Genomic DNA, 12,921 nt, shown 5'->3' with positions numbered 1-12,921 from the left:
CAACCCACATGGCATCAGGGAGAGTGTTTACGTTTAAAAAGTAAATCGAGCGTTGGCTGCAAAATAACGACCTGATTGAGTATACTCAGACAGATCTGTGGTATTTTTTAGTCCCGCAACACTTTCATAAGGTATATATTCCTTATCTAGCAAATTAAAAATACCGGCATTAAGTTTCCATTTACCTAAATCATAATCAGCAAATATATCAACAGTGCCCCAACCAGACGTCTTGGCACTTGTCTCATTCGGTACCTTTGTCATTCGCTTAGCCGCTTTAAATGCGGTTGTGACAGACCAAGTATCCGCCTCATAGCGCGCCTTTATAAAGCCATTAAGCGGACTAATCGAAGATTCATACTCATTAGTCTCTTTATTTTTGCCTTGAATATAAGTCAAACCAGTATCAAAAGAGAGGTTGTCATTTATCCAAACTGATAAGTTAGTCTCAAACCCCTTAAGCTCTACCTCAGCCACATTCTGATATTGCATAATAGGCACAGGTCGCGAGGTAGGGCTTGGGCCCGGCTCCATTCGAACGACAGTAGTACCTATAAAGTCGTCGATCACAGACTGGAAGAACGTTGCAGAAAACTGCTTGTCTTCAAAGTGCCCTTTCATACCAAATTCAAAGCTGTCACTGGTTTCAGATTCTAGATCTGCATTAGGTATAATCTGATATCGTGTAGGTACACCATGACTTTGGTAGGCCAAGTCATGCGGTGGGATCTTAAAACCACGCGCATATTGCGCAACAAGGTTTAGGTTATCATTAAAGGAGTAAATTAGACCCAGTTTTGGTGATAATGCAGATTCACTGTAATCGCCAAACTCACTGCCTTGATATAAATCATCATGCTTGGCCTTCATATCATAATTATCAAATCTTAATCCAGCATTCAGAGTCAAAGCATCTGGGATCAGAGTAATATTATCCTGTAAAAAGATACCTAGCATTGTGGTGTCTGCACCAGGAAATGTCGGCTTAAACACATCAGCGCTGATAATATTGCCTTGCAAGTCTTTAACCGTGCTTACTCGAGGCCTTGCAGTTTCGTAGCTATCATAGTCAATGCCATATACTATTTGATGTGCAATATTACCTGTTTGTAATTGCTTATCTAAAACTAATCGAGTGCCAAAAATTGTCTGCTCGAAACCATAATCATTGTGAGATACTGACGTGCCTGTATAGCCCATTCTTATTTGGTCGCTCTGCTGATCAAAGTCACTCACATATAATTGTGCATTCAAATTATCATAAAATGCGGTACCAGCATTGGTATCAAATTGAAGTGAAAAAGAGACATTTTCATTATTATCTACCGTTTCATACATACTTGGTGTGATCACTTGCTTATACTCTTGTTCAAACAAGTCAATCGTAGCTAACAAAGATGAAGTATCTGATAACGTGAACTCTGATTTTATAATCGCCGCGTTAGATAAGTATTCATAAGCATCTAATGAATCATTGAAGTTTTGGACTTCTTCACCATCTCGGCGAGTGATCTGTATTGAAGAAGCATTATTTTCGCTTAATTGAGCTGCAAAAGTTCCGCTCAAACTCGTTTCATCACTTACGCCATTAAAACCAAGCCCGACTTGAGCAAAGGTATTCTCACCAGCTAAATAATCAGATGGGTTTTTAGTCGTTATGACAATAATACCGCCCAGCGCATCCGAGCCATATAGAGATGAGGCTGCACCTTTGGCAACTTCAATTTGTTTTACATTGTCGACGTCTAAATACCCTCGACCAACAATTAGACTACCACCACCAGAATAAGCATCATTCAAGCGGCGTCCGTCTTTGACGTAAACAACACGATTTCCACCAATACCACGAATATTGAGCGCTTGGGCTTCACCAGTTGAGCCCGTAGTTGTGATCCCTGTTTGATACTTAAATGCACTATTTAAGTCCACTGCTAACTCACGTTCAATTTCTTGTTCGGTGACAACATTCACAGAGCCCGCAACATCCTCAAGCTTTTGCTCAATACGTGACCCTGATACTACGATAACCTCGCTGTCTTTCTCAAATTGCTCCGCAACTGAACTTGGCGCAGTAAAGACCGCAGCTGCAATACTTAGCGAAATAGTAGTTTGTTTAAACATTATCTTTTAACCTCAAACAGGAAGAACGAATAAATTTCGCTGTGCACTATAAAGGTATTTTTAAACTATCGCAAACGATAATTATTTGCATTTCTATAATCATGTAGATTTTAGTTCCTTGAGAATGTATTATTACCGTCATTGGATACACAGACTCATAAGGGATTTATTAGTCGCTCAAACTGCCCTTCAAACGTGCAGTAACGAGTCAAAAACTCAAGTAATTAACACGTGAGAGAACAATGAAACATACCCTTTATATTGGTATTTTACTGATGCTGAGTAGCTTCGCTGCAAACGCAGAACGCTTGGTCGTCGCAGGTGGCACCATTACAGATATCGTCTATGCGCTCAATGCAGGTGAATCTGTCGTTGCAGTAGACACCTCAAGTACATGGCCACCAAAAGCAACAACCCTGCCAAAGGTTGGCTATTATCGTGATTTGGCCGCAGAAGGTATTTTATCGCAAAAGCCAACTATGATTTTGACCCTAGAAGGCGCTGGCCGCCCTGAAGTACTCACGCAAATTAAAAGCACTGGAGTGCCACTCAAGTTGTATGAAAAGCCAAAGCATGTTCAAGGGCTTTTTTCTCTTATCACCGAAGTTGCAACCGATCTCAACAAAAAGCCTCAAGCAGAACAGCTAATCAACTCTTTAAAAAAGCAATTGCCAAGTAAATCTAAACGCTCAGGTACGAAGGCATTATTTATTCTCTCTGCTGGTGAAAGAGGTGTGATGGTCGCAGGAAAAGAGACTGTACCAGATGTCTTATTTGATTATACAGGCATTGAAAATATCGCGGTACATAATGGTTTTAAGCCCTTTAACCGTGAATCTCTATTAGTCAGCAACCCTGACTTTATCGTCGCCCCCAGTCATGTTGTCTATGGTGCAGGCGGCCCAGAAAAGTTTTGTCAGCAAGCATCCCTTGCTTTAATCCCAGCTGCGAAGGAATGTCGTCTATTAGTTATGGATTCTCTAATGGCACTCGGTATGACTACACGATTACCTGAAGCCATTGCCAAACTAGACGCATTTCATCGTAAGCAGGCATTATGAGCAACACCGCACTTCCCCTTTTAAACTCAAATCAACATTTAAAGTGGTATTGGTTGAGCGGCTTATTGCTGTTTGGCCTTGCTTGGCTCTCTCTCAGTAGCGGTCCTGTTGGGTGGGATTGGAAAATGCCCATCGCTTGGTTATTACCCGATGCCATGACAATGGATATTAATGAGCTGCAAATGAGTGTCGTATCACAAATTAGGTTACCTCGATTGCTACTCGCCATTTTAGTTGGCTCCGTGCTCGCTTGCAGCGGCGCTGCAACGCAGGCGCTATGTCGCAACCCGCTAGCCGACCCCAGTTTAATGGGCGTCACAGGTGGCGCAGCGGTCGCTGCCATTGCCGTTATCGCACTCGCGCCCAAAGTCAGCTTTATTAATGAAGCAATGGTTGCACCTGCCGCATTTGTAGGTGCATTAACCATCACTTCTGTCATTTACCGTCTAGCCAATCATCAAGGTCAGGTTCAAATCACGACATTATTATTGGCAGGCGTCGCCATTAATGCAATTGCCATGGCCATAATCGGCTTATTCAGCTTTTTTGCTGACGACAGTTCATTGCGTTTGATGACTTATTGGCAGATGGGATCTTTAGGCGGCGCGAGTTGGTCAGCAATGATTTACGGCGCTCCTCTTATCATCATCAGCACCATCATGTTGATTTTGAAGAAACGCCAAATAAACGCACTGATGCTTGGCGAAAGAGATGCAAGACATCTAGGTGTGAATGTGAAACGCCTAAAAACCGAAGTTGTCTTTCTCGTTGCGCTCGGTGTCGGTGGTGCCGTTGCTATGGCGGGTATGATTGGCTTTGTTGGATTGGTTGTTCCCCATATCGCGCGCTTATTAGTGGGTCCAGATCTAAGAAAAATGCTCCCTCTGAGCATGCTTTTAGGGTGCTTATTAATGTTACTTGCTGATTGGATAGCACGCCTGATTGTCGCCCCCTCTGAGTTACCGATAGGTATTGTCACAGCGCTATTTGGCGCGCCATTTTTTATCTATCAATTAGTGAAGCAAAAGCGAGGTGCTCATGCTTGAGTGCAACAATATCTCGATTACGCGCGGCAACAAGCGCATTATTCACGACGTGTCTTTTACTGCGCAGCAAGGTCAATTTATTGTCTTACTTGGAGAGAATGGCGCGGGTAAATCGACCTTATTGAGCGCAATATGTGATGATCTGACCTACTCAGGTGATGTGTTATTCCACGGTCAGCGGATCCATCAACTTGACCCACAGCAACTGGCGACCAAACGCGCCATGCTGCTGCAAAACAACCGCGTCAATTTTGCTTTTAGTGCTGCAGAATTGATTGCAATGGGGCGCTACCCCTATCACGAGACTAGATCAGCACAGGCTAAAGTGGTCAATGAGGTTATCCTGCAAATGTCTCTAGAAGCGTTAGCTGACAGAGATGTTACCGTACTATCAGGCGGTGAGTTTCAACGTGTGCAATTTGCACGTTGCATTGCGCAGCTTGATGCACATAAACCAGGAACATCAGGTAAGTTGATGTTACTGGACGAACCAACCTCGGCATTGGATCTGCATCATCAACATATGGCCTTAAGCAAAGCGAAATCGTTTGCAGAGCAAGGTAATACCGTCATTGCTGTATTACACGACTTAAACTTAGCATCATTATATGCTGACAGAATTTTACTGCTACACCATGGCGTCATCTATCACGACGGCAAGCCACAGGATGTCTTACGCCCTGAGGTGTTGCAACCAATATACCGTGCTGGCATGCAAATTAACTTGCACCCCAGCTTTGAAATCCCTATGATTTTTTCAGAACCGCTAACAGGAGCCTCCAATGCGTGAACAAGCCGCTTTTGAAGCACGCACCTTAGTAAGACAGTCATCTGTCTGTGTGATCTCAACTATTTCTAAAAACCTACAGGGCTACCCTTTTGGATCTGTGTCTCCTTTTATGACGGACAATCAAGGTAGGCTGATTTTTTATATTGCAGGGATAGCACAACATTCAAGAAACCTTACTGAAGATAGCCGCATGTGTGCGACCGTATTCGATGCTGCTGATCAAGGTGACCAAAATGCACACGCACGAGTCACTGTCGTTGGCGATGCAGCGCCGGTGCCAGCTGAAGAGTCAGAAGCATTACTTGAGCGCTATGAGCGTCAATACCCTGAAGCCATATCTTACCGCCAAGCCCATGACTTTCAGTTATGGCGCATGGAAGTAAAACGCGTTCGTTATATCGGTGGATTTGGTCATATTTTTTGGATAGAAGAAAACGAATGGCATGCACAAGCGCCAGAATGGACACTAGAAGATGAAAAGCGCATGGTTGAGCATATGAATGATGACCATGCTGATGCCAACCAACTTATGCTGAATCTGATCCACCAAGTACAAGCTGACGATGTCACCATGACAACCATTGTCCCTGATGGATGCTATCTTCGCGCCAACGACAAAAACTACTATGTTCAGTTTGAAAACGTGTGTATGGATAGTAAAGCAGTGAGAATGGAACTTGTTAGACTGACCAAGGCAGCACGCAAAGCGCTTAGCTCTGAGGCTGAGCAAGATTAGGGCCTGATAAAGTAAAAAGGGAAATGACATCACTTCCCTTTTTTGATTCAGTTAATTAAAACTTAGGACCGCCGCCGCCAAACATACCTGGAGGCATCATGCCTTTCATGCCGCGCATCATTTTCATCATGCCGCCCTTGCCTTTCATCTTCTTCATCATCTTCTGCATTTGAGTAAATTGCTTAAGCAGCTTATTGATATCTTGTACTTGAGTACCAGAACCAGCAGCAATACGCTTCTTGCGAGAACCTTTGATGATTTCAGGACGCGCACGCTCTTTTGGTGTCATTGAGCTGATAATCGCTTCCATCTGATTAAAGGTTTTATCATTGACTTGACCTTTCACAGCATCAGGTAGGTTATTCATACCAGGCAACTTTTCTAACATAGACATCATGCCGCCCATGTTTTTCATTTGCTTTAATTGCTCAGCAAAATCTTCTAGCGTGAAGCCGTCACCTTTAAAGACTTTTTCCGCCACTTTTGCAGCTTTGTCTTTGTCAACTTTTGCTTCTACTTCTTCGATAAGTGATAACACATCACCCATGCCAAGAATACGCGAAGCGATACGATCTGGGTGGAATGGTTCAAGGGCATCTGTTCGCTCACCCACACCCATAAATTTAATCGGCTTACCTGTGATATGGCGGATAGATAACGCTGCACCACCACGTGCATCACCATCTGTTTTCGTTAAAATTACACCAGTTAAAGGCAAAGCCTCATCGAATGCTTTTGCCGTATTGGCGGCATCCTGACCTGTCATTGAGTCAACAACAAATAGCGTTTCAATCGGCTTGATCGCTGCGTTTAACTCCTTGATCTCGTCCATCATGTCACTGTCAACATGAAGACGACCCGCGGTATCCACCAGCACTACGTCAATGAATTTCTTTTTCGCATGACTAACAGCGTTATTGGCAATATCAACTGGTTTTTGAGAAATGTCACTTGGGAAGAATTCAACATCTACTTCCTGTGCTAACGTTTCAAGCTGCTTGATTGCCGCCGGACGATATACGTCGGCACTCACAACCAAAACAGATTTTTTCTTTTTCTCTTTTAAGAATTTTGCAAGTTTACCCACACTGGTCGTTTTACCAGCACCTTGCAAACCCGCCATCATCACAACAGCTGGAGGCTGAGCGTTAAGGTTTAGCTCTTCATTCGCTTCACCCATCGCCTTTTCAAGTTCTTCACGAACAATTTTAATGAAAACCTGACCAGGACTTAGACTCTTGGTGACTTCAACACCAACAGCACGCTCTTTCACTTTTTTTACAAACTCACGCACTACAGGCAGTGCAACGTCTGCTTCAAGCAAGGCCATGCGCACTTCGCGCAGTGTTTCTTTAATATTATCTTCGGTCAGTCGGCCCCTGCCGCTGATGTTTTTAAGCGTTTTTCCTAAGCGTTCTTGGAGGTTCTCAAACATGTATCGCTTCCACTATCTCGTAATTACGCAACATTATACTGATATGCGCGCAACTAATACAGTATTCAAGTTATACAAAGATTCTTTTTACAAAGTCTATGCAAGCGGCGAGGCTTAAAATACAATAGCCTATAAAAGGACCACGAAAGTAGACACAAAGTTCATGATCATCATTTTGTCATTATTGGCGAGCCTGTTTTACATACTAGCAACTGGACACGTGCTTTCACGTTTATTCCATAGAGAAGGCCCAAGTCAAAAGTTGACCGTTATTTTAAGTACGGTGGCGATATTGAGCCATATGCTGGTATTGGTGAACTCAGTGTTTACTCAGTACGGTCAAGACTTGAGTACCATTAATATTGCTCTGTTGACTTGCTGGGTTATTGTCGTCTCTGTTACAACGGTCTCATTAAAATTCCCTGCAACTTTATTGTTACCCGTGGTTTATGGGTTTGCAGCGATTTTGCTTATTGCCAGTTTATTTATCCCCCACCATATTATTATGGATGACATCAATGTAGATATTGGCTTAGTCACACATATCTCGTTATCACTGCTGGCTTACTGTATTCTAATTATCGCTACTTTGTACGCTGTGCAGTTTTACTTTATTGATAAGCGTTTAAAAAGCAAAGATCTTGCAATCATGAATAGTCATTTGCCTCCGCTGATGCAAGTGGAATCTCAGTTATATCAGCTCCTCACCGTCGGCACCGGACTACTCACATTAGCACTCATTGCTGGGTTTGTATTTTTAGATGGTATGTTCGATAAAGCCTCTATCCACAAAACAGTATTATCCCTCATAGCTTGGACGATTTTTTCATCCGTGACATTGGGCCACCACCAATTTGGTTGGCGTGGAAAACCTGTCGTTTTTGCCATTATCGGCGCATCCGGCATTGTTACCTTGGCTTATTTTGGCAGCCGATTTATCCAAGAAGTCATCTTAGACAAATTTTAATACAAAAAAATGAGCGTCACGCTTGACTCTATCCGTGTGCTGACGCTTAATAACCTTTCGAAAGTAAAAAAGGGATCCTCTGTTGGACGACATATCTACCAGCGCCTTGTTTATCATACTTGGCGTACTGATACTTATATCAGGTTATTTCTCAAGCTCTGAGACTGGCATCATGTCCATTAATCGCTATAGGCTCAGACATTTAGTTAAAGAGAATAACAAATCTGCCAAACGCGTTGATAAACTACTCAAAAGGCCAGATCGCCTTATTGGACTTATTCTTATCGGTAACAACCTCGTTAATATCGCTGCCTCAGCGGTTGCCACCGTAATTGGTATGAGATTATTAGGTGATGCAGGTATAGTTGTCGCGACATTTGCACTGACCTTGGTTATTTTGATTTTTGCTGAAGTCACGCCTAAAACACTTGCTGCACTGTACCCTGAAAAAGTAGCTTTCCCAAGCTCTGTGATACTTAAAATACTCTTAAAAGTATTATTCCCTGTCGTGGTTACCGTCAACTGGATCACCAATGGCATGCTCAAGCTTTTTGGTGTATCACCAGAGCAAATAGAAGAACATAGCTTAAGTAAAGAAGAACTCAAGACGGTCGTAAATGAATCCAGTGCTATGCTACCCACCAATCATGGTAATATGCTGACCTCAATTTTAGACCTAGAGCAGGTCACCGTTGAAGATATCATGATCCCCCGCAATGAGATCAATGCCATTGATATTAACGATGACTGGAAAGATATTTCTCGTCGGCTAACAAATGCTCAGCACACTCGAGTGCTGCTATACCGTGATCAAATCGATGACGCTGTTGGCTTTATTCATTCAAGAGATGCACTGCGCTTATTAACTAAAGAGCAGTTTGATAAGCCTTCATTACTGCGTGCTGTAAGAGAAATATACTTTATTCCTGAAGGCACATCACTAAACACCCAGCTTCTTAAGTTTCAACAAAACAAAGAGCGTATTGGCTTGGTAGTTGATGAATACGGTGACATTCAGGGCTTGGTGACGCTAGAAGATATTTTAGAAGAAGTGGTCGGTGACTTTACGACAACCCAAACACCAACACCAAGCGATGAAGTGACAGTGCAAAGTGACGGCTCCGTTTTAGTTGATGGCAGTGCTAACATCAGAGACTTAAATAAAGAAATGGGCTGGGAGCTCCCCACTGAAGGGCCTAAAACACTCAGCGGCTTAATTGTTGAGTACCTTGAAGATATTCCAGAGAGTCAACTAAGCTTAAAAATCGCTAACTATCCAATGGAAGTCATGGAAGTCAAAGAAAACATGATTAAAATAGTGAAGATTTTTCCACTGCAACAAGCACAAAAACAAGCTTAAAAAAAGGGTTAGCACATGCTAACCCTTTTTTCTTTTCATTCGGTCTAAGCTCGTTTACTCGACACAGATTGCTACGAAAACAGCCTCTCAAACCAGTTTTTATCCAGATCATCCTCACATCGTTTCAGCTGTGCACCGTAACGAGATGCTCTGTGCTTAACCTTATTAGCAACTTTCATCAGCCATTTTTTCTGTTTATAAGTGCCACGGCGGTATCCACCCCAGCCTTCATGATAGTTTAGGTACTGCGCATAGGCATCCCACTTTGAAACACCATTTACCTTATGTGTTTTATAAACAAACCAGCCCATAAAGTCTATCGCATCTTCAAAGTCATCTCTATCGGCCCCTGAATTGCCAGTCTCGCGAATATAATCACTCCAAGTCATTGTTTTTGCTTGGGAGTAACCATATGCTGAACTTGCACGACCAATTGGAATAAAGCCTAAGAAGTACTCCATCGGCGGCGCGGCATCATGCCTAAATGAACTTTCTTGATACATCATGCTCATCAGCACATGTTTTGGCGAACCCCACTTTTCCTGTGCATCACGCGCGTCGTAATACCAGTCCTCTTTCTCCTGAAAAATCTTACAAATATCATTAGGTTGCTTCGGAGGGGCTGTTGCACAACCAGTCAGAGTTAGAAGTAGAGGTAAAAATATTATTTTTTTTCTCATTTTTTTTGAACTCACCTGAACTTTTCTATTTTGCTAGGGTCATACTACTTGAATGCAGCAGTTTAGCATTGTTTCATCCCTGATATATTTTGACGCAGCCTCATGGGCTGCGTTTTTTTATGCCTTTTCGAAATACTCTTGTAAAAATGCAGTCAGTGATAACTCATCTGCATCACACACCTTTTTTTCATCCGCAAATGACTGCGCTGTTTTAGCATCCAACTCTGACTCATTATAAAACTGATAGTCACTTTGCAAATGAGATTGCTTATATTGACTGGCCAGCTCCAAAGCCTGCACAGCAGAATCGGTACTATTTTCTTTTAAAGCACTCACTAATTGACCTGAAAACGTCTCATCCGGGTTATCTACCCAGGTAGCTAAGCTTGCGATCGTGTCTGAGTAAGTCTGATCACCATGCGCGTCATCAAACAGCTTGGCAACTTTCGTCAAGTCATGGAAAATAGATTCAGCCCACGCCGCAATAGAAACTTGCGTATCGCCTTGCTGTAAATACGTTTCTGTATCTCGGCCTGTGCTGATCACACTTTGTAAGTTTCTGTCTGAAACCTGCTGCTCATCCCAGTCCATCTCTGGTGAGTCTTTTAACAAACAGTAAGTTAAAAACACGTCTAAGAATCTGATTTGCTCTAAGCTAATGCCTGTACCTGAGAATGGGTTAACATCTAAGGCACGGATCTCAATATACTCGATACCACCGCGTGCTAATGCCTGTGTTGGTGTCTCTTGCGAATTGGCATTGCGCTTTGGTCGGATTGGTGAGTAGAACTCGTTCTCTATCTGAAGAATATTCTTGTTCAGCTGCTTAGGCACATTCGCGTGATAATCGTCAATATTTTCGTATAAATCAGAACGACAGCGGATTGCTGTTTGCAAGCCTTTCACATATTCAGGCAAGCTGTTGTACATCACTTTAAGTGAAGACTGAGCACTGTTGGTATACCCTAAATCGCCCAAACGTAACGCTGTACCTTTATCTAAATACAAAGTCCCTTTACCTGACTCTTGAAATGGCAAATCGCTTTGCTTACCTTGTAAAAACGAGCGACATAACGCAGGGGAAGCGCCAAACAAATAGCTTATCAGCCATAGTTCACGTTTAAAATTGCGAATTAGGCCAAGGTATTTATCAGAAATAAAATCTTGTACTGACCCTGTATTTTGCTCGCTCGCCTTTAATGCGCTCCAGAAGTCATTTGGGAATGACATATTAAAATGCACACCAGCAATAGCCTGCATCATGCTGCCATAGCGATTTTTTAACCCTTCGCGATACAGGGTTTTCATTTTCCCAATATTTGACTCACCAAATTGTGCCAGAACAATATCGTCTTGATCTTCGATAAAGCACGGCATGCTCATAGGCCAAAGCATTTCATCGCCCATATTCGCTAAAGTATATTTTTGTAGGTCTCTAAGCTGAGATAACGTTTGTTCTGCAGAGGTGCTAACAGGGGTAATAAACTCAAGCAGTGACTCTGAAAAGTCAGTTGTAATTGAGTTATGTGTCAATGGGTGTCCAACACCTGCTGGATGAGGTGTTTTAGCGATTTTGCCGGATGGCTGGATCCGTAAAGCTTCTCGTTCAATACCGCGCTGAATACCCGCTAATGAAGAGATAAGCGCAGTGTTGGCAAGTGTTTCTAACTTGCTATCTAAATTCGTGTGTTTCAAAAAAATACCTCGAGGCCCGGATCAAGCTTAAGTTATGCCCCTTCAATGGGGGCTAATTTAAAATACTCAAGCCACAATAATAACTTTGCCAAAGTGCTCGCCTTGCTCAACATATTTGTGAGCCAAAGCAACCTCATCTAGCTTAAATTTTTTACTTGCAACAAGCTTTACTCGCTGTGTCGCGACAGCTTTATACAGTTCATTTAGGTGTTTTGGATTAGCTTGGACTAAAATTCCATCTCCTTGAGCGCCAAAAGAGGCACCGTGTTCAATGACTGCGTCTTTGGTAATTGAAGGCACAGTCACAAACGAAGTACCAGCTCCCATGTTTGACAGCATTTTACAAGCAAGCTCGCCACCGACCAAATCCAAAAGCTGACCCGACTGGGGTTGGTCAAAAAACTCCTCATAAGACATAGTCGCCACATCAAAGTTCAATGACTCAATTAATGCCTTACGTGTTGTTACGGCAACCACATCAAATCCGTTAAGTACCGCTAGCTGTATAGCTAAATGGCCAACACCACCTGTCGGTGCGTTAATAAACAAGGTCCCTGCGTTCGCATTTAATTTATCTAACGATTGTAGCGCAGTGAGTCCTGCTAAACTCAGACCCGCTAATTCGTCAGAAACTTTCGAGTCAACAACAATAAGTTCTTCACTTTCAACAATGGCATGGGACGCATAGCATCCAGGCGTCGAGGGAAAGCCCACCATACCCAATACAGTGTCACCGACTGTTACGTTATTAACGCCTTCACTTACCTCTTCAACGATGCCTAATACATCGTAGCCTAAAGGTAAAAATGCACCATCCTGCTTTGACTGTGCAACATAGCCTAAACCTGCGCGCGTTTTAACATCAATGGGATTTATCGAAGATGAGGTAATACGAATAAAAACTTGACCCCGTTCAAGTGTTGGCTGTGGAAGGCTTCGTATCTGAAGTCTATCTGCGGTGCCAAAATTTACGACTCCTGCCTGTTTGTAATTTTTATTCATGTTATGTCATCAAGCCAGACTAAATAGT

General features: G+C 42.8%; 11 protein-coding genes. 6 read left to right on the top strand and 5 right to left on the bottom strand.

The genetic code is table 11. From position 1 onward, the window contains the following. Positions 1-33 precede the first annotated feature (33 nt). Positions 34-2,121 (bottom strand): TonB-dependent hemoglobin/transferrin/lactoferrin family receptor, encoded by a 2,088-nt coding sequence (locus L1077_RS02440; RefSeq protein ID WP_237135451.1) that lies wholly within the window; start codon positions 2,119-2,121, stop codon positions 34-36. Between the two features lie 242 nt (positions 2,122-2,363). Here L1077_RS02440 and L1077_RS02435 point away from each other — a divergent pair, with 242 nt between their 5' ends. Genes L1077_RS02435 through L1077_RS02420 form a run of 4 tightly spaced genes read left to right on the top strand, consistent with a single transcriptional unit; the run spans position 2,364 to position 5,754 of the window. Next, on the top strand, positions 2,364-3,182 hold the full coding sequence (locus tag L1077_RS02435) for a heme/hemin ABC transporter substrate-binding protein (protein ID WP_237135450.1): 819 nt from the start codon (positions 2,364-2,366) through the stop codon (positions 3,180-3,182). Continuing rightward, on the top strand, positions 3,179-4,228 hold the full coding sequence (locus tag L1077_RS02430; RefSeq protein ID WP_237135449.1) for a FecCD family ABC transporter permease: 1,050 nt from the start codon (positions 3,179-3,181) through the stop codon (positions 4,226-4,228). The genes L1077_RS02435 and L1077_RS02430 overlap by 4 nt, the downstream gene beginning before the upstream one ends. Further along, complete coding sequence (locus tag L1077_RS02425; protein WP_237135448.1) at positions 4,221-5,018, top strand: heme ABC transporter ATP-binding protein; 798 nt, start codon at positions 4,221-4,223, stop codon at positions 5,016-5,018. Before L1077_RS02430 ends, L1077_RS02425 begins: the two co-directional genes overlap by 8 nt. Continuing rightward, positions 5,011-5,754 (top strand): HugZ family pyridoxamine 5'-phosphate oxidase, encoded by a 744-nt coding sequence (locus tag L1077_RS02420; protein WP_237135446.1) that lies wholly within the window; start codon positions 5,011-5,013, stop codon positions 5,752-5,754. The genes L1077_RS02425 and L1077_RS02420 overlap by 8 nt, the downstream gene beginning before the upstream one ends. A 55-nt stretch (positions 5,755-5,809) precedes the next feature. On the opposite strand, the gene ffh is transcribed toward L1077_RS02420, so the two are convergent. After that, positions 5,810-7,189, bottom strand: a complete 1,380-nt coding sequence (gene ffh / locus L1077_RS02415) for a signal recognition particle protein (RefSeq protein WP_237135445.1) — start codon at positions 7,187-7,189, stop codon at positions 5,810-5,812. Between the two features lie 163 nt (positions 7,190-7,352). Between ffh and L1077_RS02410 the strand changes: the two genes are divergently transcribed. Next, positions 7,353-8,156, top strand: coding sequence for a cytochrome C assembly family protein (locus L1077_RS02410; protein WP_063360234.1), 804 nt, complete (start codon positions 7,353-7,355; stop codon positions 8,154-8,156). A gap of 82 nt (positions 8,157-8,238) precedes the next feature. After that, the gene (locus tag L1077_RS02405) at positions 8,239-9,516 is read left to right on the top strand and encodes an HlyC/CorC family transporter (RefSeq protein WP_237135444.1); all 1,278 of its coding nucleotides are present in this window, start codon (positions 8,239-8,241) and stop codon (positions 9,514-9,516) included. A 71-nt stretch (positions 9,517-9,587) separates the two neighbouring features. Here L1077_RS02405 and L1077_RS02400 read toward each other — a convergent pair whose 3' ends face one another. From L1077_RS02400 to L1077_RS02390, 3 genes are all read right to left on the bottom strand, one after another. Then, complete coding sequence (locus L1077_RS02400; RefSeq protein WP_237135443.1) at positions 9,588-10,196, bottom strand: transglycosylase SLT domain-containing protein; 609 nt, start codon at positions 10,194-10,196, stop codon at positions 9,588-9,590. 117 nt (positions 10,197-10,313) lie between these two features. Then, a complete protein-coding gene (gene gshA / locus L1077_RS02395) occupies positions 10,314-11,891 on the bottom strand; it encodes a glutamate--cysteine ligase (RefSeq protein WP_237135441.1) in 1,578 nt (525 codons plus the stop codon). Between the two features lie 66 nt (positions 11,892-11,957). Further along, a complete protein-coding gene (locus tag L1077_RS02390; RefSeq protein ID WP_237135440.1) occupies positions 11,958-12,893 on the bottom strand; it encodes an NADP-dependent oxidoreductase in 936 nt (311 codons plus the stop codon). Positions 12,894-12,921: the final 28 nt, after the last annotated feature.

Origin of the sequence: Pseudoalteromonas luteoviolacea (assembly GCF_021654285.1) — a bacterium.
Taxonomy (GTDB): Bacteria; Pseudomonadota; Gammaproteobacteria; order Enterobacterales; family Alteromonadaceae; genus Pseudoalteromonas; species Pseudoalteromonas luteoviolacea_J.
Note: the sequence above shows the minus strand (reverse complement) of the source record. Positions and strands in the feature narration are given on the sequence as shown.